This is a genomic window from Marinomonas epiphytica, from assembly GCF_054780655.1.
This window is the reverse complement of sequence record NZ_BAAGVX010000016.1, coordinates 41,119-64,485: the sequence shown is the minus strand read 5'-3', so window position 1 is coordinate 64,485 and position 23,367 is coordinate 41,119. Positions and strand designations below refer to the sequence as shown.

The following is a 23,367-nucleotide window of genomic DNA, read 5'->3' as shown; positions in this document are numbered from 1 at the left end:
GTGTCGTCATAAGATGAAGGCGACTAAAACTCATTAGTCGCAAAATTGGCGAAATTATAGCAAATTTGTCGCTTCTTCTGAACGCATAAACTTGCAAGCTTTCGTAAGGATAAGGAGGAAACATTAGCGTTTATGTTGTTTTTCCCAATTCTCTAAACGGGCTTTATCGCTTTTCTTGAATAAAACATACACAGCGCCTAAGCCACCATGATGGCGCTGAGCACTGTGGAAGGCCATCACGTTATCTAAATCTCTGAGCCACTTATTAATATAGCTTTTGATCATAGCTTGGTCGTTTGGATCTGGCGTACGATCCCCTTTACCATGCACAATAATAGCGACACGTATATCGTGGCGCACACAGTCTTCAGCAAATTGGTATACCTGCTCTCTTGCTTGGGCCACCGTGTGGCGATGCAGATCCAAACGCGCTTCAATACCGTATTTGCCTTGCCTTAACCGCTTAAACACACCATCTTGCATACCAGAACGTTTAAACTCTAAAACATCGTTTGGCTCTACTTTCTCTACATAGTCTTGCGACAAATGGTTTCTGTCAGCTTCTTGTGCCATCGAAGCGGCAAGTTTTCGAGCACTGTAGTCAACCTTAGGACCTTTCTTGCCTAGGTATACTTCACCTGTTTTTAAGCGTTGAATGCCCGCTACTTCTTGAGCAAACAAAGAAGCTTCATCGTCCTCGTTCACTATTGACCTCTCATTATAAACCCCAATTTTCGGGCAGCTACATGCTTTTTCTTATGGTTAATTCCCCCATTATACAGCTAAAACTATATTTCAACCTTAGAGAAGCCAGCTTACCTCAAAAAATAAAAAAGCGCCCTGAGGCGCTATCGTTAGAAATACTTATTATGTACAAGCTTCTGGCTCATCATACCCTGTAACCCAAGACAACCAGCGTCGCCGTGAATTCAATATAAAACCGTCATCTGAATCAATGCCATAAGTAATTAAGCCGTCGACATCTGGTCCAACCTGCTTACTAAATGTCCATTCATGATGCGCTATTCGCTCGCCAGACAAAATCGCCTGATGCAAATCGTGCGACAGTACATAGAGCTCAAACCCTTTTTGAGACTTAATACCCATTGAAGCTTTGGTAAATTGTCCGATCACAACAGGCACTGTTAGTATACAGGTTGAGCTATGATCCATCACGTGATAATAGGCTTCACCGACACGCCCTTTCATATACACTAACTCACCTTCTGTCATCTCGCTCGCTCGCAAAGCCCCTAAGATATTCGCCATTGGAGCTTCTTTAGCTCCAACACTCACGCTCATAATTACGAGTCCAATAAGCATTACATTTTGATATTTCATATGGTCTCTCCAACAAGTTGTGATGACTGCCCTGGTTGCACTAATAAGTAAATACACCAAAATGGTCCGACTACAGGGATAAAGAAAACCAGCCCCCAATAGCCCGATTTTCCTATGTCATGTAGCCTTCTACTAACAATTGCCAGTAGAGGAGCAAAGCTGAGAAGGCTATATACATCTTCAAGGCGGGTGTTCATCTGAAAGAAAATATCCACACTTATTAGCACGACCGTGATCATGAGGTGGACTCCAAAGAAGCACCAAAAAGCTTCTCTTGACTCTGTCCCACGAAAAGTAAATGCTCGCCTCCAAGCTTGATAATAAAAATTCATGCCGACTCCCCATAATTGATAAAATGCAGGGCAAAAGTTATGAAAAAACGGTGAAGGGCGCGTCCTAATACCGGTTTGAGGACGTCCTAAAACCAGTATTAGGGTATATTTGCTATAAAATCATCTTGGCAGGACACCACATGCTAGCAATCCCAATTCCTTTTGTTGTCTCTTTCTTACTAGGTCTATTGGCTATCACGTTACATGTGCGGTTCGGCAGACAAACAAAGCTGGCTTGTGGCTTTATTATTTTATGTGCTGCCAGTACTTGTATGGTTGGCTTACGTTGGACATTTGATATCAGTCTGTTCAAATTCAGCCAACCCGTCTTGGCCTCTATTATTCCAATAGCAGCTTGGTATGCATTCGCTTATTTAGGCCAAAATACAAAACAATTACCTTGGTGGCATTATCTCGTTCCTTGTTACATTAGCATCAGTGCAATCAATCAAGCTTCTCTGCCACTTCCCTTAGACGAGATACTATCTTTAGCCTATTGTCTGTACGGTCTGGCTTTAATCCGCCAGAGCCGCTTAGAAAGCACGCTACAGAATGTCGCTCTTGGCCACTGGGTAGAGGTCAAAAAAGCCAAAAAAGTGGCGGGAGGTCTACTGCTTTTTTCTGCCATTGTTGACACATTAATGTCGATTGATTTTGCGATTAACCAAGGGACATTTTCGCCCTATATTCTAACCGCGGCGCATTTAATATTACTGCCCGCTCTGTCGTTTGCGGTGGTAATATTATGTATTCATACTCCTCAAGGAGAAAATCAAGCCCCTCCAATTGAGCTTGATAAAGAAGACTCAGGCACGCTTCCTCCCAACCAAGGCCTTACTCAAGAGAAAGCTGAGCAGATTAGCGCTTTACTTCACGATCGGCTCAAAAAAGATACTCTTTATTTAGATCCTGAACTCACTCTTTCCAAGCTATCTCGTAAGCTCACCATTCCAGCGAAACACATTTCAATGGCTATCAATCAGACCCAAGGCAAAAACATTTCGAGTTTCATCAATGAATACCGAATTGAAGACGCTAAAAAAGCGCTAAGAGAAACGCAGACCCCAATTACACAAATACTCTTAAGCTCAGGGTTTCAAACCAAATCTAATTTTAATAGAGAGTTTTTACGAGTGACGGGCACCACACCCAGCGCTTATCGCAAGCAGACTTGCACGCCTAATGATTAATTGACGTGCTTTATGCTGATCACTCAAAGGGACACAAGTCGTGTAAAGTACTATTCATTAGGGCAAGCTTCATGCATCACATGTAGCTTATTGCCATCCAAATCTCGGCAGTAAGCCCCAAAGTAATGAGGGCGATAGCGATACCCCGGTAAACCTTCATCTGAACCTCCTAGCTCAAGAGCGGTTTGGTAAAAACGCTCAACCTGTTCGACACTCGACGCTTGGAAAGTAACTTGAACGCCGTTCCCCACACTGGCCTCTTTTTGATTAAAAGGGGTCAACACCCAAAAACAACTTGCTCCTCCTGGAACACCATAACCAACCTCACCCTCTACTTCCATTGTTCGCACCATGTCAATGGTCGACAACAATTCATCGTAAAACGCTTTTGCCTTGGTTAAATCGTTCGTACCCAGCGTGACACCTAATAGCATTTTTATAATTTCCTCTATTTATTTATAGACCTAAATGAAATAACCACAAGATCAGACCAAACTCTTTGGCTGCCTCTACCTGAGCAAACAATATTCGTCTATGATTAGATCATCATAGGCAAATAAGCCTTTCACTCAAGATATTGCGAACTTTCTAGGAGCTAAACCTTAATGATTGTGCTGAAATGGGTAGCTCTCACTTTAACACTGTTCTTTAGCTCTCTTTCAGCTTTAGCGAATCAAAATGTCTTGTTTATTCATTCCTACGATACCCAACACAAATGGGTACAGTTTATCAATGACGGTTTCTCGCGTACTTTATCTGCTCGGCCAGACATTCACGTATTTATTGAGTACATGGATGTTAAGCGCTTCCCCAAAAGTGAACACCAGACCTTTTTTTATCAATTTCTCTTAGATAAATACCAGCATACTAGACTCGATGCCATTGTGGTGGCTGATGACTCAGCCTTAAACCTTTTCAATAAACATCAAAATGATTTATTTAAATCCCTTCCACTCATCTATATGGGCATTAACCAAGTCAGTAAAAGTACACTTAATATACCTAATGCCACCGGTGTTTTTGAAAATCGTGATTTAGAAAGTACCATGGTAGATATAAAAAAAACCTTTAGCACAGATGAATTAGTGGTTATTGCCGACTCATCTTTAACTGGGCAAACTAATTTAAACAAGATAAAGGCGGCTCTTGGAAACCCAAACGTTCCCCAAAAAACTTATTTAATCTCTGAGTTAAACGCCAGTGACATAACAAAGGTCTTTCAATCTGTGCCAGAGAGTGTTCCCGTTTTAATCGTTGGCCAATTAATTGAAGATTCTGCAAACGGAGCCATGATGGAATGGACCCACGGCATTGCAGCACTCAGTGCAAAAATAAATAACCCGCTCATTAGTATTGGTATTATTTCTTTGGAAAAAGGAGCGGTTGCAGCCCACGAACTGGATGGCAGTCAACACGCTGAAAAAGCTGCCGCTATGCTTTTGAAAGTGTTGAAGCATCAATCAACAGATAATGTTGCCCCGATCACCAAAGAAGTAAGCACTTGGTACTTTCATAAGCAAATTATGAAAGAGTACGGTCTTAGAGAAGAGGCTCTACCAGCTAACACTCGTATTTTATACTCAACCCCTTCTTTCTTACAGCAGAACAAGAACTTACTTCTTGCTTTCGGCAGCCTGTTACTAGTTGCTTCTATCATTATCCTACTGTTATTAGCACTCATTCGAAAAGGCAAGGAGTATCAAAAAGTACTCAAAGAAAATGAATCCCGCTATCGAGATCTGGCACTTGAGGGAGCCCATGTTTTTTGGGAATCTGACTGTGAAGGGTTGTTGCAATATATTTCGGGGGACTCTAAGTCTATTTTAGGCTTTTATCATGGTGACATGCAGGGCAAAATTCTTTCTGAGCTTCTTCAGCAGCTTCCTAAAAACAATTTTTCGCCCAGTGATTTTAAAGACCTTCTTGAAGCGCAACGCCCAATAAGAAACCTAGTCATAAAATACTCAGACTTGCACCAACATGAAAGAATTGTCGCAGTGAGTGGTAAGCCTTTGTTTTCAGATAACTCAAACTTTATTGGGTATCGAGGCATCATTAAAGACATTTCCGAAGAGTACAAACTGACCCAACAAGTCATGTTCGAAGCAAGGCACGACTCGCTCACAGGGTTGATTAATCGACACACCTTTAATGAGCAGTGTAGAGAAGCCGTAAAATCATATAAAGCAAACAACAGCACAGCTTTTATCTGTTTTCTAGATTTGGATAGGTTCAAAATGGTGAACGATACCATCGGTCATATGGCTGGTGACGCTATGCTCGCTGAATTAGCCCGCAAAATTGAGAAGCAACTGACCTCACAAGACACCTTAGGCCGCTTAGGAGGAGATGAGTTTGGCCTGATCATTAAAAACAAAAGCGCCTCTCAAGCTATGTCTATTTGCCAAAACATCATAACCTGTGTCAACGAGTATCGTATGTACTGGAAACAAAGCTATTACAGCGTTGGTGTCAGTATTGGAATGGTTGAAATAACGGCTGCGGTTTCATATTTAGAACTCCTTAGCCATGCAGACATTGCCTGCTATAAAGCCAAAGAACAAGGTAGAGGACAAGTATATTATGCATCTTGCGGCGATGTATCTTTGCTAGAAGAGCAACAACAATTGGGCTACATTGCCAATATCAATCACGCACTTGAAAATGGCCAATTCTTCTTTGCTAAACAGCTTATTAGCCCACTCTCCTCAAGCAATAATACCCCACATTATGAAATTCTGCTGAGATACAACGACCAAAGTGGCCACCCTATTCCGCCGAACATCTTCATACCTTCCGCGGAAAAATACGGTGTGATTACACTCATCGACCTTTGGGTATTTCAACAAGTCCTCAACCGGTACGATCAACTGTTTGATGGAGAAGGTCCCATTGTTTCGATTAACTTATCTGGGGTGAGTTTAAGCTCAGAAGAATTTACCCAACAAGTAATTGAAATGGTTGAGAACAGCTCATTAGATATGAGAAAAATTTGCTTCGAAATCACTGAAACTTCGGTTATCTCCCATATTGAATCCGCCATTAGCTTTATTGTGAAGCTCAAGAAATTTGGCTGTCGCTTTGCACTCGACGACTTTGGTAGTGGCTCATCTTCTTACGGCTATTTGAAAAAACTTCCTGTTGATTATCTAAAAATTGATGGCAGCCTCGTCCAGTCTCTTGCCAGTGAAGAAATAGATAAGACCATTGTGAAGTCTATCAACGACACTGCCCATAGCATGGGAATAAAAACCGTAGCAGAGTTTGTTGAAGACGAGGAAATTTTGTCTATATTACAAGAAATTGGCGTAGACTATGGACAAGGTTACGGAATACACAAACCCGAGATAATTCACCATTAGCAGACTTAGCCACCTAAATACGGGTGGCTAAGTCATTAAGAAAACTTAAGCTTCAACTTATAAGTGAATACTTACTTTTTCACCATCAATGGTCAGCTCTAGGGTATTACCCACCAGCTTATGAGACACTTGCGTTTTCGCCCCATCGACTTTGCTTGGCACCAGCAGAGTCAAAATATTATGGGATTTCTTCGCTTTAAACTTGGCTTCAATGTGACGATGAACTTCTAAGTCTTGGAATTCAGCTGGGTCTACTTCACCAAAGCCTTCGACATTGTCGATGGATAATAAATCGTCCGTACAGTCATTGATGAAAGTCACATCCAATAGCGCATTGTCACCAATGATCTGGAAAGACTCATCGCTGGTTTGTGTTTGGAAAGTCGTATGCAACAACCAAGTTAAATCTTGCTCTGTTTTTAACGTCGCGGTATCACGCATGACGAACACCTTGCCCTTGGCGAACCAGATCTTACGCTTGTAACTTTCTAAATCAGGGTTATGGAATTGGTACGAAGTAGAGGCATCTCCCTCAACAAACAACACCTCTGACTCAGTGTCGTAATCACTGATCTTACCACCCGCTTCAATACAGTAGCGGTCTTGGTGCTCGCCTTCGAAGTTCGACGTAGTGTTCTCGGCGTACTGGCCTTTGCCATCGAACAATGGCAAGTTTTTAGAGAAGGTACGACGACGCCACTTAATGTGCATGTCTACACCAAAGCCACCGTAGTAACCGGTAATGGCCGCCAAGGTATCGCCAAAGGCATGCAAGGTATAAGCGTTTTGGTCACCGTGTGAATGGCTGATAGAACCAAATGGGCTACATTTGTACACCATATGAATGTGCTCATCGCGCTTGGTCATGTTGCTATGGAAAGCGGCCCAGCCAGTGATCGGGAAGACTTTTAATAACGGCTCGTCAGACGGTGCAACCTCTGGCATATCATTCCATAGGTAATCAAAGCGCAAATCATCGTAACCGAAATCCCACCAGCCAAAGTTATAGAATTTGGTATGGGCTTCTGTATCACGAGCTTTCAATTGGTTGTAATACCAGATGTATTCAGGCTTGTTGTTCACACCCGCAAAATGCTTAATGTTGTAAGCCAGTTTCAAGCCAGGGAAGTCACCAATACTGGACTGGTCACAGAAGCTGGCTCGCTTAGAGTGCACCGGCATACAGTAGAGGGGGAAATCTCCCGTGTTTTTGTAAAACTCTTTATTAAACATATTGATGGACGTGTAGCTTTTCAGCAAATCGAACGACTCTCCAAGGAATGCCATCTGAGTATTCCAGTAGTCTGGGCCTTCTGCCCATGCGCCATCTTGCCCACCCCATGGCGGGTAATGTTTCGCATAGTACTCGATACCGTACTCGATATATTCACGCGCTTTCGGATATTCATTGTAAAGGGCAATACAAGTTGGGATCACTGCGGAACTGATACTGCGCACCCCATGGCTGTTTAATGGGTTCGCTAGTAGATCCACGGTTACTTGCAAGTGATGCATGATCTCTTCTAAACGAGCAATAAGCGCCTGTTTAATGGTGTCACGTTCCGCTTCAGTGAAGTAAGCGTGCAGCCAGTCGTAACCCCAAGCCATCGCCGCAATCACACGGAAAGCCGCTTCATCGTTATAACCGCGAGAAGTCACGCCTTCTGGGTCATAAGAGGCTAGTTGTAATGTCCAAGCTTTGGCTTTCGCTATCATGGCTTGGTCTTCTAGCACGATACCAGCAATGGACAAGTTACGGGTGGCGTTAAAGGCTTCTTGGCAGCTAACGTACATTTGACGCCAGTAAGGGCGCCACAAAGACGCTTTTCCGACCGTTTCTTCAGGATAAGGCTGAGGCTCTTCGTAGGGCGCTACGTCTAAAAATTTCTCGGTAGAGTTCGCCATGAAGGCATCGAACTTACAGTAGCTCGGATCTTGTTTTAGATTGTCACGAAAGGCCGCTAGGTCTTTGCTTTGCACCAATAATCGTGGATGCTCGACACTTAAGTTATCCAAAAAGGATAAGTCGATATCGGCGGGTTGAACCTTAATAGGCATGACATCCACTAGATTACCTGCGGACTTATCATTCTCCATTTTGATGGCTTTAATCGCATCAAATGACTTTTGATCAGACATTAGAACCTCATTGTAAAAGGAAGTTGCTACAAACCTAAAAATCATTTTTCAGCGTCTAAGCTTACTCAAAAAGCGTCATCGGCATGGTTGTTAGGTTTGTGCGATATTGTTATTAAAATCAGCATAGACCCATGCTTTATTGAGTAATCTTAACGCTTTTCAATTAATTTGTCATACAAATAAAATTCTACCCTTTGGCCTTTGCCTCATGCTGTAAAGCTGGTTTCGTGGCGAAAGGTGATAGTACGATCCCCATTGAAGCCACAACGATAGCCCCAACACCCAAACATTGCTGTACAGATAATTGCTCACCTAGAATAAAAAAGCTCACGATGGCTCCCATTACGGGTTCACCGCTTGCCATAACACCATAGACGTTTGTGGGTAAATTACGCAGTGCAAACATCTCTAGCATTAAAGGAATAGCACTGGACAACATGGCAATCACAACCACAAAAAGAAATAAATTCATGTCTAATATTTGTGATATTGAATCAGAGTTCCCTACTGGCATCACCATCAGTGAGGCGCATATCAAACCTAACGATGGCGCTTTGCTGCCAAAGTGCTCCCCCGCTTTCTTGCCCATCACAATGTAAGCGCCCCAAAAAAATGCCGCCACCAAGGCATAACACAACCCGGTTACATCAAGGCTTTCTACCTGAGCGGATTTAGGCAATAACAAAAAAATGCCCGTTGCAGCCAATAGCACCCACAAATAATCAGAGCGTTTCTGAGAATAAAACGCAGCCACCGACAAAGGACCTATTAACTCGACGGCTAATGCCACCCCCACTGGCACTGTCTTAATTGACAGGTAGAAAAACAAATTCATGCCAGCAACCGCTAGCCCATAAGCAAACACGGTGGATAAACTTTTGCGGGTTGGCCGTACGCGCCAAGCTTTTAATAAAATGAATAGTAGCACCGCAGATACCGACAAACGCAGCACAGTGACATCTTCTGGTGTGAAGACAGAGAACATAGACTTGGCCAATGCAGCTCCAGCGGTAATGGACACAATGGCGATAAGTAAAGCGGTGATCGAAACCACAAGCCTGAATGAAGAGGAAGTTGTCGTCATGAGTTGATCTCTTTTAAGTCAAAATGAATGAGATAAAATTTATCAACTTAACAGGCTTTTCTAAGTTATTATTTCTCTGTTTTTGATAATTTTTATCAAATTTTCGAACCAAAAGGGCAACAACTGATGGACACTTTAGATAAGAAGATTCTTGAACAGCTGCAAATAGACGCCAAAGCTTCAATGGCATCTATTTCAGAAAAAGTTGGTTTATCTGAACCCGCCTGCTACCGCCGAGTAAGGCAACTTCGCAGTAGCGGTGTCATAGAACGGGAAATGGCCATTGTGAAACCCAAGACCATGGGCTGGCCCCTAAGTATGTTAGTTATGGTCACCTTCGAAAGAGACCACAGTGCCATTATTAATAGCTTTCTCACACGGGTTAACAAAGAACCGGAAGTACTCGATTCTTGGTGTGTAACAGGGGATCATGATGTGGTGCTGCAAGTGCTGTCTACCGACATGGAAGCCTTCGATGATTTCACCAACCGGGTGCTACACAAAGACGACAGCGTGAAATACTTTCGCACTCTCGTGGTACTCAAACACGCCAAAGCCAACAGCCCTATTCCGCCGGCGGGGTAACAGCTCACAAATACAGTAAGAGAACGAAGGCTTTACGGTCTATCTAAACAAGGGAAGTAAAACAAACCAGAATGCGAATTTTACTCTCAGCCATTTATCTCGTATAAAGATGATGAGTGATTTAATTTTACTCTGACCACTATTTACACATGCTATTTAGTTCCACCCCTCATTTAAACTCTATATAGCAATTAACCTGCTTATGGCTGAAGGTTCGTGTTTAAGAACTGGGATTATAAATGGTATATGAAATTTTGGTAATATGAATGATACTTTGCTTGTAGTTGTTGAAGACTAGTACCACAAGCTCTTAGTTATCATAGATTTAAATTATGCACTCTTTTCACGCCCCTTCTACGATTCATAGCATGATAGAACGCATTCTCATAATCTATTTGTAAAGTCCTAGAGAAAGCTATTTACTCCATAAGCAGTAAACTAAACACCTAAGCCCTTCATATTTGAAGTCAGGTTTTACCTATTTGGTTCCTATTGAAAAAATAAAATATTTTTCCATATTTTACAAAAGGCAAAACTATAAAACCCTCTCTCACTTCAATTGTACTAATTGTTTTTTTGCCTAGCGCATGCTAGCTTAACTTACTTATACTGTTCAGATAAACTATTGATTGTGATGAAAATTATTAGAATCACAATTTCACTCTAGACTTTTAAAAATGTATCAGATTAAGAGCGGATACAGGTATAGCGTTTAAAAATAGAAAGCCTTACTCATTGGTAAAAATCTCTACTTGATGTCGGTTGAATTTGATCGAAATATAGTAGCAAGTTAGGAGCAAAAAAACATGGAACAAAGTGATAGCGGTGGAGTTGGTGCTAAAAAAGGCTTTTTATACCAAGACTACGCTGCGGCATACTTTTTATTAAAGATGTTAATGGATAAGAGTATTATCTCGATACAGTGTGAAGTGACCGACGACATTGATGTTGTTTATCAAGACTATATAGAGTATGTCCAAGTTAAAACTACTGATGCAGAGAGAAAGTGGACTTTAAAAGAATTCACAGAGCCTAGCTATAAATATGTAGAGCCAACAGGTAAACAGCGTAAAAAGCAAAAAGTCCGTAATAACGACTCTATCTTACACAAATCAATGAACTGTGATAACGACACCAGCAAACGCAGTAAATTTCGTATTTTGTCTCCAAGAGATATTCTAAAGCCTCTAATTTTTTTGAAAACCCCATTTCACGCAAGACCCGGAAAACCAGGTCGTAGTGAGCTTTTAGCCCAATTAAAAAAGAAGATTTCCGATTATAAATCCCCCAATGGTAATGATGTAGAGTATTGGTTAGATAATGCCACTTGGGAAGTTATACCTGCACCTGAACACTTAGAATTAGAGTGTCGAAAAATGATTTTGCAGTCTGCTTGCAGTAAAGGTTATATGCTTAATATTGATCGAGATTGTGACGTTATTTTAAACTCTATTCTAAACACTCTAACTAAAAAAAGTGCTATTTCTCGGATAATTTATTCTGTAAGAGATAAAAGTTATTCAAGGCATGATTTTTTCGATTGGTTTTATAAAGAATTAGATACTATTACGAAAAACTCATCAAATAACGTCAAAATATACACTAAAAGCACATCTGAATTGCAAGCAGTGTTAAGAGAATTTACATCTAGAACAGATATCTATGCTGATAAATCATTTGTGGGCGATAAAAGTTGCTCTGGTTTAGAAGGCAAGTATGAAATGCGGCGTTACCGATATGATCATATTGCAAAGTCAATAAAAAAGTGGTTGCCCGAAGTTTTACTTACACCGAGTGAGTTAGCGGACATTCGACCAGAAAACTTTGAAGCAAAAATCAAGGAATATACGAAAAGAATAGATAAAAACATTGGCGCGCTGTCAAAAATGGTTGCTCATGTACTTCTTCACTCAGTCATTCGGACTACGACGGGCAGTCAACCAATTCCAGCTTACCTATATGTTGATGATGATAAAGAAACCTGTTTCGAAAACGTCCATATCGTTATTAGAGACCATTCAGAAGATCAGCTGTGGATGGGGTTTAGCTACTTCGTTAAAGATGACTTTGAAGGTCGTCTAGCAGAAATTGTTGATGACTTTTTCGTTTTATTAAACTCCGACGCTTTTGCTGAAAAAAAAGCCAAAATACTCGATGTCAAAGAAGATCGTTTTTTAGTTAGCCATGATATAGATAAGTTACTTCTAAGTACTACATCAATTGACGAATGCTTAGATAGTTTTCATTTTGTATTCTTTATTGGATACGAGTCTGAGCATTTAAGCTGTAAGAGTGCAGATTTAGATGATGATTACCAAGAAAAAATAATTGACGAAGTATACATAAGGTTTGCGAGACTGATTGATGGCTTAATTGACAAAGACGATTTTATGCAAGATTTACATATCGATGTTTATCTTTATCCAATCCCTTCCGTAGACAACCTTTTAACAACTGCTCAAAAAGAATTTGAGGTTAGCTGATATGGAAAAACTAGCTTATAAAAATTATGAGAATTTACTTTCTAAAGAACTTACGCCTTTTGAATATTTAAAAATAGCCAATAACTACCTGTCCAATTCATTTTATGAAAAGGATGGACGAGAAATGGTTATCCGTGCACTTGCTCATAAAAAACATTTTTATCTTTATCAGAAACTATTAAAAAATCTAGTCAGAAAGTCAGGCTTGTACCCTTATTTAAACAAGCACTTTGCTGATGTTAGTGACGAACATAAGCTGCTAATTGAGTTAAATAGAAGTAGCTTTGATAAGAACTTTGTCTATCACGCGATGCAGGCAAAGATTCTTAACTTGTTGCTATCTAGGCAAAATGTTGTTCTTAGTGCCCCTACAAGTATGGGGAAAAGCGTTATTATCGATTCTCTGATAGCTAGCTCAAGATATAACAAAGTTGTGATTGTTGTTCCTACGATTGCTTTAATCGATGAAACACGTAGACGTATATTCGAAAAGTTTAACCATGATTATCAAATCATATTTCACGGCTCTCAAGCTATCACAAGAAAAAAAGTAGTATTTATTCTTACGCAAGAAAGAGTGAATGAACGTGACGATCTTAAAAATATAGACTTGTTCATTATCGATGAATTTTATAAGTTGGCATACCAAGAGAGTGATGATGATTCGAGAGCAATAGCGTTAAATATAGCTTTAAGTAAATTATTAACTATATCCAAGCAGTTTTACATGATTGGTCCTCACATAGATAGTGTTAGAGGGCTTGGAAACTTAAACAAGAACTACGTTTTTATCCCATCAGAATTCAACACAGTAGCTTTGAACTTAAATGAATATAATATTGGCGGTGACAATTACCTAGAAAAGAATAACGTTGTTAAAAGTATACTGAGTAAATACGATGGGCAATGTTTAATATATTGTAGAGGGCAAAACTCAGCGGCTAAGCTTGCTAATTTTTTAAATAAAAACATTAAGTTGCCCAGTAATATCCCTAGAGACTTTTTAGATTGGGTTGCGGAAAACTATGGTAAAGAGTGGATTTATCACAGAGCTTTAGCTTGTGGAATTGGTATACATCATGGGACTCTTCCTCGCGCGATTCAGCAGAAAACAATAGACTTGTTTAATACGCATAGAATTAGAGTACTGTTGTGTACTTCAACCATTATAGAAGGCGTAAATACTGTTGCAGAAAATGTCATAATATACGACAACAGAAACGCAAACAAAGGAATTAACAAATTTACACATAACAACATAGCAGGCAGATCTGGCAGAATGAACCAACACCTTATTGGAAATGTTTTTTGCCTTGAGAGAATCCCAGCGAACGATGTTGAGTCTCGCTCTGTTGATGTTCCATTAGGTCTACAAGGTAGTAATACGCCTATGAACCTACTAGCTGGAATTCAAAATGAACACTTCTCTGAAGAAAGTACAGAGGGCTTTTCTACGTTTATTAATGACTTTAGATTACCATTAGAATTACTAAAGAGTAATTCTGCCTACAGTATTCAAAAACTTTTAGCTGCGTTAGATTTTGTTGAGGACTTGGAGCGAACTAGTATAGACAATTTGATCAGCCCAAAAACAGTAGATAGTTCAAGTTTGACTATTATTGTAAAATTCTTAAAACTTGTTGAATCAGCGCCCTTGCAACGATTACGAATTCAGCACGAAGATAACAATATTTTAAGACATAGAATTTCTTCTTATATATTCGCAAAATCTCATCAAGATTATCTAAGCTCCCGTATTTGTGATATTTACAATACTCATGGCGATGTTAATGAACGTTCAGATCGCACAGAAATTGAACTATCCATTCTAAGAAATATATTTCAGCATGCAGTTCCAAGAGCATTAAATTTACTTCAAGATCTTGTTAACTTCACATACTTTCCGACGAATGCTGGTAAAGGTGCTGATTTTGGATACTTGATGCATTTGTTTGAAAACAGCCATCTTCCTTCTGTCTTTACAGCATTGGAAGAAATGGGGATTCCAATTCAAACTCTTGAAAAACTTAATGCGGAGCGGTTTAATGACGTCAAAATAGAAGTAATTCTCAGATATCTAAGGCTTTATCTCTGTAAGTTCAAATATTTTACCAACTTAGAAAAATCATTTATTAAAAAATCAATAATTTAAAGAGATATCAATTAAATAATAAAACGAGGCAGAGTTAAATTAACAGCTCCTCTACTGCGATTTACCCCCATAACGAACACACATTCAATCTCCCAATCAAAAAAAGCCCCGCAATTGCGAGGCTTTCTATTTTGGTGCTTAAACCACAAGTCTCAGAACGGATATCATCGTCGAAGTTCGGTGCTTGCTGTGGTTTTTGCTCTGGCTTCGCAGCAGGTTGTTGTGGAGCGCTGTTTGCGTAACCACCCTGTGCACCACCAGCATGAATAAAATGGGTCAGAGTTGAATCAACACAAATAAGAAATAACCTTGCTGTCGCATCTCAGCTAGAAATATAAGAAGCTATTCTTTCCAAACTTAAGATGGCTTTCTCAAAAACGATCTGTTGGTCATCATCAGCATAGGACATTGCTTCTGCAAACTGACGATACTCTTGAGCATACAAGGAGTCTGATTTTAGTCTGTCTATCATGATACCGATACTATCCACAAAACCACCATTCACATCACGATTCTCTATCTCTTGGTCGCCTTCAAACGAAGTAATAGCAATCGATTTGAACTGTGGTACATGCTGTGAAATTTCCTGTTCAAGCGCACATAAATCATGAATATGTCGGACAAGAGTAGGATCATCGCTCTCACTGTCTCTGTCACGTTTGAGTACTCTCCAGGTTAAAGCACTGAGTTTGTCTGCACCTATTTCAGTTGGTTGCATACACGCAATACTTGTTTCGGCAGGCTCACCTAAGTATTCGTTTACCATAGAAATAATTGGTTTTAAGACAGGAGGTAGACTAGGAGGAGTAAAACTAAATTCTAGCTCTAGATCTGTTCTTAAAGCGTCATGGGTAGATGTGTTTTTAGGGTAACTAAGAGGGAACTTAAAATATTTTCCACTTTGTTGTAGAAGCTCTTCATTGAACGTTAAAAAATTTTCGATACTTAGTGAGCGTATCAAACACGTTCTCAATTCCCTTTTGGCATTGCGTCTCTGTCCCTGTGAAAGTGAGCCTAGGTAGTGACAACGAAAGTCGAGGTCTTCAGAAAACCTTTGAATCAGTCCATACCCCTTTGAAAGGCTAGTGCCGCCTGAAAATATCGTTTGGATATTTTCAACCTCAGAAATATTTGAAGATATTAGCTTTAATGCTTGAACGGCAAACCAATCTTTTTCAATAAAAGCCTCACTTACATTGCGATGCGAGGCTACTTCCTGAATCAGATCCGGTTCTGGAATATTATGAGACACGTTGATACTTAATTGTTGATCCATTTAAGCTCATACGTCTTGTTACTCGCCCCTTAACCGCTATAACACGACCAGTTGGCACTTGAGTGGTTTGATTTTGGTTGTATTGCGTCTGCTCTTTTGAGCTTACAACCTTAACATTTAATTTATTTAAAGCTTCTACTGCTAAATCTGTTAAAGGTCTGACTGGCAAAACCTTTCCAGTATATTTAGATACTTTCGTTTTTGCGTATAAGCCTTGCCCAAAACGAATCAAACGTTGTTCAGACACAAGTTGTCTTAATGCTCTTCCTATCTGGTCTCTATCAGAAAGGTCAAAAAAATCACTAGGCGTAAAGACATCAGATTTACTTCGGATAATACGATAATTAACCTTGCTTTTAAGGGTTTTGGTAGCCATCTAAAGTCCTCCTCTGAAAATCACCAAAGATACAAACATACGACAAATTGATTAACAAATATACGACAATTAAAAGGGCTACACAAGTAAGCCCCATGACATGGAAGCCTTCGATGATTTCACCAACCGAGTGCTACACAAAGACGACAGCGTGAAATACTTTCGTACTCTCGTGGTACTCAAACACGCCAAAGCCAACAGCCCGATAACTGCGAAGAGTTAGTTATGTATGAGAGTAGAACTTTTGACAGCTCATGCTAAAAATTCGTATGGTGACCCCATTCTAACCTTCACAAGGAGCGTTAATTGAAGACTGGCCTGAACATTATTACATGGAATTGTAATGGAGGGTTTAGAAACAAACTTGACCCTATAAATAAATTAGAAGCGGATATTCTTGTTATACAGGAATGTGAAGACCCTGCACGCTCAACAGAGGCGTATAAAGCTTGGGCTGGCAGTCAATATCTATGGAAAGGCGAATCCAAAAACAAAGGCATTGGGGTTTTCGCGAGAAACGAGAATACGATCCAAGAGTTAGACTGGCAAGGCTCTTTTACTATACAAGGCTTAACCAGCAAGAGCCCAACCTTAACATGGCACTCAAACCATTTAAGACTGTTTATGCCCGTACTCATTAACAATGAACATACATTGCTGAGCGTATGGACGAAAGGTGGTAGAGATGATGTATTTGGTTATATGGGACAGTTTTGGAAGTACCTACAAATTCACAGAAAAGAGTTGTCTAATAGAAAAACGATTATTGCGGGCGACTTCAATAGCAACGTGAAGTGGGATAAACCCGACCGATGGTGGAATCACTCGGATGTTATAAAAGAGCTAGCAGACTTAAAAGTCATGAGCCTTTATCATAAAATTTACAACGAAGAACAAGGTCGCGAGACCCAACCCACCTTTTACCTTCATCGTAATGAAAGTAAACCTTACCATATAGACTACATTTTTGTTTCGGAAGACCTTTTGTCTAGATCTAAACTAGAATTTCCTAACGAAGAATGGCTCAAGTTTAGTGATCATCGCCCTATGTGCATGCGCCTAGCGGCCAATTAAAGCTTTAATTATCAGTGGTTGGTAGGGCAAGCGTATAGGAGAGCTCTATGCTGGTCGATGGTTCATTTGTTTACGTTATGGGAACTGCGTTCCCAGCGGTGCATTACGGCCTTCGGCCTAACGCCCCCTACGAGTTGGTGGATATTTTTCTCTTCAAAGTACAGGGCAGTGGCTGGTGGGACAGGCACGTTTAGGAAAGCTCTATGCTGGTCGATGGTTCATTTGTTTACACTATGGGAACTGCGTTCCCAGCGGTGCATTACGGCCTCCGGCCTAACGCCCCCTACGAGTTGGTGAATATTTTTCTCTTCAAAGTACTGGGCAGTGGCTGGTAGGACAGGCACGTTTAGGAGAGCCCTATGCTGGTCGATGGTTCATTTGTTTACGTTATGGGAACTGTGTTCCCAGCGGTGCATTACGGCCTCCGGCCTAACGCCCCCTACGAGTTGGTGGGTATTTTTCTCTTCAAAGTACAGGGCAATAGTTGGTAGGACAGGCACGTTTAGGAGAGCTCTATGCTGGTCGATGGTCCATTTGTTTACGCTATGGGAACTGCGTTCCCAGCGGTGCATTACGGCCTTCGGCCTAACGCCCCCTACGAGTTGGTGGATATTTTTCTCTTCAAAGTACAGGGTAGTGGTTGGTAGAGCATATGCTGGTCGATGGCTCATTTGTTTACGTTATGGGAACTGCGTTCCCAGCGGTGCATTACGGCCTCCGGCCTAACGCCCCCTACGTTGTTCGTGGTAATCACGACAATAAAAAAAGCCCCGTTATACGGGGCTTTCGTTTTTGTTTTTTTACATCTTCTAACTTGTCTTTGATCAGAACGGAATATCGTCGTCGAAGTCGTCAAAGTTCGGTGCTTGCTGTGGTTTTTGCTCTGGCTTCGCAGCAGGTTGTTGTGCTGGTTGTTGCGGTGCACTGTTGCCCCAGCTACCAAATGATTGTGGAGCGGCTTGCTGCGGTGCAGGTTGTTGTGGTTGCTGACCATAGCCGCCTTGTGCTGGCTGTTGGTTGAAGCCACCCTGTGGCGCTCGTTGTTGTGGTGCTTGTTGCTGAGGCGCTTGATTAAAGCCACCCTGCGGTTGTTGTGGAGCGCTGTTTGCGTAACCACCTTGTGCACCACCAGCATCGTAACCACCTTGTTGGCCACCCATGCCGTTGTCGTTACGGCCATCAAGCAGTTGCATTTCGTTGGCTACGATCTCTGTGGTGTAACGCTTGATGCCGTCTTTTTCCCATTCACGTGTACGCAGGGAACCCTCTACGTAGACTTTGGATCCTTTTTTGATGTAGTCGCCAGCAATCTGACCTAGGCGGTAATTACCACGGTCCATAAAAGCAACACGGTGCCATTCGGTACGCTCTTGCATTTGGCCGGTTTGCTTGTCGCGCCAGCTTTCAGATGTCGCAAGGTTTACATTCGCCACAGCGGCACCTGAAGGCATGAAGCGCACTTCGGCGTCGTTACCTGCATTACCAATTAAGATGACTTTATTTATTCCACGTGCCATGACGTTTTCTCCAACTCTTGTCTGAATGTTCTCTAAATGTGTATTTGCGGTGCGATTTGGCGCAACGCGTCTTTATCTAGTTTTTTCTTATCTACTTTAAGATAAGCGGTTTGCTCATCGGCAAACACTTGCAAGTCTTCCACTCCTTGGACCTGTGAGAGTTTCGCAGTCAACGTGGTGATGGCACTTTGGCTCGGATCGCTCACACTGAAGGCAATACTGCTCAATTGTCTTGGCGCTGGTTGTATAAAACATACCACAGTCCAAGCGAAGAATAGTAAACCCACGGTCCAAAAAACAGCGTCATTTGAATAATTTTGTAACAACCAGCCACCCACTAAGCCGCCTAAAAAGGAACCCATGAATTGGTGGGTTGAGAATACTCCCATTGCGGTTCCACGGTAGCCGACTGGGGCCAGCTTACTGATCAAAGATGGCAAGGTCGCTTCAAGGGTATTGAACGCAATAAAATACAACCACAGCAAGACGCCAAGCATCCATACATAGGCTACCCACTGCAACAATACAGCGCTCAGGGCCATCAGCAACAACACAAAAACCAATACGGCTTTCATGTGGCCTTTACTCTCAGCCAAAACAACTAATGGTACCATACCTACAAAAGCAAAACCCATGACGGCTAAGTAAATCCAACTATGTTGATTCAGCGGAATGTTAAACTGCTCTATTAAAAGGTTTGGAATGGTTAAAAATAAGGCTGTTAAACTACCATGCAATAAAAGCACACTGATGTTTAAAAACCTTAATCGACCATCTTTTAAAACTCGCCCCAGTGCCACAAGGCTTGGGCTAGTGTCACGTCGAAAAGCATGCTGAACCAAGTTTGGTACGGCCCATACAATGAGTCCCATGCCTAATAAAGAGAATACAAACGATAGGTAAAACAGCCCCGACAGGCCTAACTGTGCAAAGAGCCAAGGCCCTAATACTAATGACAGCATAAAAGAAGCACCAATACTGATGCCCACAGTCGCCATCGCTTTGGTGCGGTTCTGCTCTCTCGTTACATCACTCAATAATGCCATTAGGGTACTGGCAATTGCGCCTGCTCCCTGTACAGCACGCCCTAAAATGAGGGTCATTATGTTGTCTGTGTTGGCACAGATTAAACTGCCTAAAGCGAATAAAACTAAGCCAATTAAAATCACTCGTTTACGGCCAATACGGTCAGACCACATTCCCATAGGGATTTGCAGCAACGCTTGGGTAAAACCATAAATACCAATCGCTAAACCTATTTTGGCTGCGTCAGCTCCGTTAATGCCATCGGCAGCTACGCTGATCACAGGCATGATCAGAAATAAGCCCAGCATACGAAACAAGTAGATTAATGCTAACGCGAGAACGGAACGACGTTCGAGTGCATTCATAAGGCGTTTAAACCGGCCAATAAAAAAGGGTTAAATTAGAAAGATGGTAATATTACAAAAAATACCGTTGAAGCTCCATTTCAACTACTGTAAAAATAGACAGTAATTAGAGTAACATATAAGACTTAACTGTCATCCAAATTTACATTGGAGAAACATGGATACCATTACGATACGTGGCGCCCGCACCCACAATTTGAAGAATGTGGACCTTGATATACCAAGGGATAAGTTAGTAGTCATTACCGGCTTATCAGGCTCTGGTAAGTCTTCCTTGGCGTTTGACACCCTGTATGCTGAAGGACAGCGCCGCTACGTAGAATCCTTGTCTACGTATGCCAGACAATTTTTGTCTATGATGGAAAAACCAGACATAGATCATATTGAGGGCTTGTCACCGGCGATTTCCATTGAGCAAAAGTCCACTTCGCACAACCCTAGATCTACCGTAGGTACTATTACCGAAATCTATGACTATTTACGATTGTTGTTTGCACGGGCAGGACAGCCAAGATGTCCTGACCATGGCGAGCCATTAGAAGCACAAACGGTCTCGCAAATGGTAGACAAAATTATTTCTCTACCCGAGAACAGCAAGATGATGCTTTTGGCTCCCATTGTAAAAGATCGCAAAGGTGAGCACTTACACACCATCAATGAGCTTCTTTCAAAGGGATTCATTAGGGCACGCATTGACGGCATTGTCGTTGACCTTGATGACGCCCCTGCCCTAGAAAAAAACAAGAAACACACCATTGAAGTGGTCGTAGACCGCTTTAAAGTACGCGAAGATCTACAATTACGTTTGGCTGAATCTTTTGAGACTTGCCTTGGTTTATCAGACGGCATCGCAAAAGTCGTAAACATGGACGACGAAGACGATGTGCATATTTTTTCTAGCAAATTTGCCTGCCCTGTTTGTGGATACAGTTTAACTGAGCTAGAGCCCCGTTTGTTCTCGTTCAATAACCCGAATGGTGCGTGTCAGACATGTGACGGTCTAGGTACCCACCAGATGTTCGATCAAGAGCGTATCATACAAGACGAAAACTTAACCCTCGCTGAAGGCGCGATACGCGGCTGGGGCCGACGCAGTATTTATTATTATCAACAGCTTACGGCACTTGCTAAGCATTATGGGTTTGATATTGAAGCGCCTTTCAAAGACATTCCAGAGAAGTTTCAACAGCGCATCTTACAAGGCTCTGGAAAAGACAAAATAGAGTTTATGTATATCAATGAGCGTGGCGATAAAATGACGCGCTCACATAGCTTTGAAGGTGTGATTCCAAACTTACAGCGCCGCTACCATGAAACTGAGTCGGACTCGGTTCGAGATGATCTGTCTCAGTATATTAGTACCCGCGCCTGCCCTGACTGTCATGGTTCACGCCTTAATCGCGCTGCACGCAACGTCTTCATTGCTGAGCAAACCTTGCCCGAGATTGTGACTTATCCTATTGCCGAGTGTTTGAAGTATTTTGAAAACTTGGAGCTGGCTGGAGCGCGGGGTGAAATCGCCTCTAAAATTCTGAAAGAAATCCGTGACCGCCTCACTTTTTTAGTCAACGTAGGTTTGGATTATCTCACCCTAGATCGTAAAGCCGACTCTTTATCAGGGGGAGAAGCTCAGCGAATCAGGCTAGCAAGTCAAATCGGCGCAGGCTTAGTCGGTGTCATGTACATTCTGGACGAGCCTTCCATTGGCTTACACCAGCGAGACAACGAACGCCTAATTGCCACACTGACACGCTTACGTGACTTAGGTAATACGGTGATTGTAGTGGAGCACGATGAGGATGCCATTCGCATTGCCGACCATGTTGTGGATATCGGCCCTGGCGCAGGTGTACATGGTGGTCAGATCATTGCGAGCGGTACACCACAAGACATTATGGATTGCCCTGAATCGGTCACCGGACAGTTTTTGACGGGTAAACGTAGGATAGACATTCCAGCGCTTCGTCATCAAGCCAAAAACAAGCAGTCGCTGAGCTTAATTGGGGCAAAAGGTAATAACCTAAACGACGTTACCTTAAATATCCCAGTCGGCGTAATGACCTGTATCACAGGCGTATCTGGTTCAGGTAAATCAACACTCATAAACGGTACTCTATACCCGTTGGCTGCGACCGCTCTGAATGGAGCAACCACATTAAAAGCAGCGCCTCATGAGCGTATCGAGGGCTTAGATTTATTTGATAAGTGCGTGGACATAGACCAAAGCCCAATTGGCCGCACACCAAGGTCAAATCCTGCTACCTATACCGGTATTTTTACCCCAATGCGCGAACTCTTTGCAGCCACACAGGAAGCCCGTTCAAGGGGTTATAAACCAGGTCGTTTTAGTTTTAACGTGAAAGGCGGACGCTGTGAAGCCTGCCAAGGTGACGGTGTAATAAAGGTAGAAATGCACTTCTTACCAGATGTGTATGTACCTTGTGATGTCTGTAAAGGACACAGATATAATCGGGAGACACTAGAAATCCAATATAAGGGTAAGAACATTCATCAATGCTTAGAAATGACCATTGAAGATGCTCGTGAATTCTTTGACCCTGTGCCTAGCATTGCCCGTAAGCTGCAAACTCTAATCGATGTTGGCTTAGGCTATATTCGCCTTGGACAAGCCGCTACGACCCTCTCGGGCGGTGAAGCGCAAAGGGTAAAACTGGCCAAAGAGCTTTCCAAACGAGATACAGGAAGCACTTTGTACATATTGGATGAGCCAACCACGGGCTTGCACTTCTCGGATATTGAACAGCTGCTAAAAGTTCTACATCGTCTACGAGATCATGGCAATACCGTGGTGGTTATCGAGCATAATCTTGATGTGATCAAAACGGCGGATTGGATTGTAGACCTTGGGCCTGAAGGCGGCAGCGGTGGTGGCTACATCATTGCGGAAGGCACGCCTGAAGCCGTTGCGAAGTCAGAATTGTCACATACGGGCCGCTTCTTAAAAACAATGCTAGGATGATCTGAGGCGCTGAATAGCCTTATTATAAAGCCGACTCTCTTAGTGTCGGTTTTTTGTATCACTTAAAAGCCAAATTTAGAGCAAA

The 23,367-nt window shown here is 41.9% G+C and carries 18 protein-coding genes; 8 read left to right on the top strand and 10 right to left on the bottom strand.

The window, feature by feature from the left end; genetic code table 11:
• Positions 1-123: 123 nt before the first annotated feature.
• From smrA to ACYVGZ_RS04905, 3 genes are all read right to left on the bottom strand, one after another.
• Complete coding sequence (gene smrA, locus ACYVGZ_RS04915) at positions 124-705, bottom strand: DNA endonuclease SmrA (protein ID WP_460752028.1); 582 nt, start codon at positions 703-705, stop codon at positions 124-126.
• 162 nt (positions 706-867) lie between these two features.
• Complete coding sequence (locus ACYVGZ_RS04910; protein ID WP_460752025.1) at positions 868-1,341, bottom strand: hypothetical protein; 474 nt, start codon at positions 1,339-1,341, stop codon at positions 868-870.
• Positions 1,338-1,673, bottom strand: coding sequence for a DUF805 domain-containing protein (locus ACYVGZ_RS04905; protein WP_460752022.1), 336 nt, complete (start codon positions 1,671-1,673; stop codon positions 1,338-1,340). The genes ACYVGZ_RS04910 and ACYVGZ_RS04905 overlap by 4 nt, the downstream gene beginning before the upstream one ends.
• A gap of 140 nt (positions 1,674-1,813) precedes the next feature.
• Between ACYVGZ_RS04905 and ACYVGZ_RS04900 the strand changes: the two genes are divergently transcribed.
• On the top strand, positions 1,814-2,863 hold the full coding sequence (locus ACYVGZ_RS04900; protein ID WP_460752020.1) for a helix-turn-helix domain-containing protein: 1,050 nt from the start codon (positions 1,814-1,816) through the stop codon (positions 2,861-2,863).
• 50 nt (positions 2,864-2,913) lie between these two features.
• On the opposite strand, the gene ACYVGZ_RS04895 is transcribed toward ACYVGZ_RS04900, so the two are convergent.
• Complete coding sequence (locus ACYVGZ_RS04895; RefSeq protein WP_460752017.1) at positions 2,914-3,297, bottom strand: VOC family protein; 384 nt, start codon at positions 3,295-3,297, stop codon at positions 2,914-2,916.
• Positions 3,298-3,468: 171 nt separating this feature from the next.
• Between ACYVGZ_RS04895 and ACYVGZ_RS04890 the strand changes: the two genes are divergently transcribed.
• A complete protein-coding gene (locus ACYVGZ_RS04890) occupies positions 3,469-6,225 on the top strand; it encodes an EAL domain-containing protein (RefSeq protein WP_460752014.1) in 2,757 nt (918 codons plus the stop codon).
• A gap of 57 nt (positions 6,226-6,282) precedes the next feature.
• Here the strand turns inward: ACYVGZ_RS04890 and ACYVGZ_RS04885 are convergent, their stop codons facing one another.
• Positions 6,283-8,364: a DUF4962 domain-containing protein gene (locus ACYVGZ_RS04885; protein ID WP_460752012.1), complete on the bottom strand. Its 2,082-nt coding sequence runs from the start codon at positions 8,362-8,364 to the stop codon at positions 6,283-6,285.
• A gap of 187 nt (positions 8,365-8,551) precedes the next feature.
• Positions 8,552-9,448 carry an EamA family transporter gene (locus ACYVGZ_RS04880; protein ID WP_460752010.1) on the bottom strand — a complete coding sequence of 299 codons (897 nt, stop codon included), beginning with the start codon at positions 9,446-9,448 and terminating at the stop codon, positions 8,552-8,554.
• A 126-nt stretch (positions 9,449-9,574) separates the two neighbouring features.
• Between ACYVGZ_RS04880 and ACYVGZ_RS04875 the strand changes: the two genes are divergently transcribed.
• From ACYVGZ_RS04875 to ACYVGZ_RS04865, 3 genes are all read left to right on the top strand, one after another.
• Positions 9,575-10,033, top strand: coding sequence for an Lrp/AsnC family transcriptional regulator (locus ACYVGZ_RS04875; RefSeq protein ID WP_460752007.1), 459 nt, complete (start codon positions 9,575-9,577; stop codon positions 10,031-10,033).
• An 806-nt stretch (positions 10,034-10,839) separates the two neighbouring features.
• Positions 10,840-12,516 carry a dsDNA nuclease domain-containing protein gene (locus ACYVGZ_RS04870; protein WP_460752004.1) on the top strand — a complete coding sequence of 559 codons (1,677 nt, stop codon included), beginning with the start codon at positions 10,840-10,842 and terminating at the stop codon, positions 12,514-12,516.
• 1 nt (position 12,517) lies between these two features.
• Positions 12,518-14,668, top strand: a complete 2,151-nt coding sequence (locus ACYVGZ_RS04865; protein ID WP_460752002.1) for a DEAD/DEAH box helicase — start codon at positions 12,518-12,520, stop codon at positions 14,666-14,668.
• Positions 14,669-14,990: 322 nt separating this feature from the next.
• On the opposite strand, the gene ACYVGZ_RS04860 is transcribed toward ACYVGZ_RS04865, so the two are convergent.
• Together ACYVGZ_RS04860 and ACYVGZ_RS04855 are read right to left on the bottom strand one after the other, a co-directional pair.
• On the bottom strand, positions 14,991-15,944 hold the full coding sequence (locus ACYVGZ_RS04860; RefSeq protein ID WP_460751999.1) for a nucleotidyl transferase AbiEii/AbiGii toxin family protein: 954 nt from the start codon (positions 15,942-15,944) through the stop codon (positions 14,991-14,993).
• Positions 15,910-16,320: a DUF6088 family protein gene (locus ACYVGZ_RS04855; protein WP_460751995.1), complete on the bottom strand. Its 411-nt coding sequence runs from the start codon at positions 16,318-16,320 to the stop codon at positions 15,910-15,912. Before ACYVGZ_RS04855 ends, ACYVGZ_RS04860 begins: the two co-directional genes overlap by 35 nt.
• Before the next feature lie 306 nt (positions 16,321-16,626).
• Here ACYVGZ_RS04855 and ACYVGZ_RS04850 point away from each other — a divergent pair, with 306 nt between their 5' ends.
• Positions 16,627-17,394 carry an endonuclease/exonuclease/phosphatase family protein gene (locus ACYVGZ_RS04850; protein WP_460751993.1) on the top strand — a complete coding sequence of 256 codons (768 nt, stop codon included), beginning with the start codon at positions 16,627-16,629 and terminating at the stop codon, positions 17,392-17,394.
• Between the two features lie 515 nt (positions 17,395-17,909).
• Positions 17,910-18,041, top strand: a complete 132-nt coding sequence (locus ACYVGZ_RS04845; RefSeq protein ID WP_460751990.1) for a hypothetical protein — start codon at positions 17,910-17,912, stop codon at positions 18,039-18,041.
• 177 nt (positions 18,042-18,218) lie between these two features.
• On the opposite strand, the gene ssb is transcribed toward ACYVGZ_RS04845, so the two are convergent.
• Complete coding sequence (gene ssb, locus ACYVGZ_RS04840; RefSeq protein WP_460751987.1) at positions 18,219-18,911, bottom strand: single-stranded DNA-binding protein; 693 nt, start codon at positions 18,909-18,911, stop codon at positions 18,219-18,221.
• A gap of 32 nt (positions 18,912-18,943) precedes the next feature.
• On the bottom strand, positions 18,944-20,302 hold the full coding sequence (locus ACYVGZ_RS04835; RefSeq protein ID WP_460751984.1) for an MFS transporter: 1,359 nt from the start codon (positions 20,300-20,302) through the stop codon (positions 18,944-18,946).
• A 157-nt stretch (positions 20,303-20,459) separates the two neighbouring features.
• Between ACYVGZ_RS04835 and uvrA the strand changes: the two genes are divergently transcribed.
• Positions 20,460-23,282: an excinuclease ABC subunit UvrA gene (gene uvrA, locus ACYVGZ_RS04830; RefSeq protein ID WP_460751982.1), complete on the top strand. Its 2,823-nt coding sequence runs from the start codon at positions 20,460-20,462 to the stop codon at positions 23,280-23,282.
• Positions 23,283-23,367: the final 85 nt, after the last annotated feature.

Excerpts from the sequence above, each read along its gene's own strand:
- ACYVGZ_RS04855 (WP_460751995.1), bottom strand. The coding sequence starts at position 16,320 with ATGGCTACCAAAACCCTTAAAAGCAAGGTTAATTATCGTATTATCCGA.
- ACYVGZ_RS04870 (WP_460752004.1), top strand. The coding sequence starts at position 10,840 with ATGGAACAAAGTGATAGCGGTGGAGTTGGTGCTAAAAAAGGCTTTTTA.
- ACYVGZ_RS04885 (WP_460752012.1), bottom strand. The coding sequence starts at position 8,364 with ATGTCTGATCAAAAGTCATTTGATGCGATTAAAGCCATCAAAATGGAG.
- ACYVGZ_RS04895 (WP_460752017.1), bottom strand. The coding sequence starts at position 3,297 with ATGCTATTAGGTGTCACGCTGGGTACGAACGATTTAACCAAGGCAAAA.
- ACYVGZ_RS04835 (WP_460751984.1), bottom strand. The coding sequence starts at position 20,302 with ATGAATGCACTCGAACGTCGTTCCGTTCTCGCGTTAGCATTAATCTAC.
- ACYVGZ_RS04845 (WP_460751990.1), top strand. The coding sequence starts at position 17,910 with ATGCTGGTCGATGGTCCATTTGTTTACGCTATGGGAACTGCGTTCCCA.
- ACYVGZ_RS04875 (WP_460752007.1), top strand. The coding sequence starts at position 9,575 with ATGGACACTTTAGATAAGAAGATTCTTGAACAGCTGCAAATAGACGCC.
- ACYVGZ_RS04865 (WP_460752002.1), top strand. The coding sequence starts at position 12,518 with ATGGAAAAACTAGCTTATAAAAATTATGAGAATTTACTTTCTAAAGAA.
- ACYVGZ_RS04880 (WP_460752010.1), bottom strand. The coding sequence starts at position 9,448 with ATGACGACAACTTCCTCTTCATTCAGGCTTGTGGTTTCGATCACCGCT.
- uvrA (WP_460751982.1), top strand. The coding sequence starts at position 20,460 with ATGGATACCATTACGATACGTGGCGCCCGCACCCACAATTTGAAGAAT.
- ssb (WP_460751987.1), bottom strand. The coding sequence starts at position 18,911 with ATGGCACGTGGAATAAATAAAGTCATCTTAATTGGTAATGCAGGTAAC.
- ACYVGZ_RS04900 (WP_460752020.1), top strand. The coding sequence starts at position 1,814 with ATGCTAGCAATCCCAATTCCTTTTGTTGTCTCTTTCTTACTAGGTCTA.
- ACYVGZ_RS04860 (WP_460751999.1), bottom strand. The coding sequence starts at position 15,944 with ATGGATCAACAATTAAGTATCAACGTGTCTCATAATATTCCAGAACCG.
- ACYVGZ_RS04910 (WP_460752025.1), bottom strand. The coding sequence starts at position 1,341 with ATGAAATATCAAAATGTAATGCTTATTGGACTCGTAATTATGAGCGTG.
- ACYVGZ_RS04905 (WP_460752022.1), bottom strand. The coding sequence starts at position 1,673 with ATGAATTTTTATTATCAAGCTTGGAGGCGAGCATTTACTTTTCGTGGG.
- ACYVGZ_RS04890 (WP_460752014.1), top strand. The coding sequence starts at position 3,469 with ATGATTGTGCTGAAATGGGTAGCTCTCACTTTAACACTGTTCTTTAGC.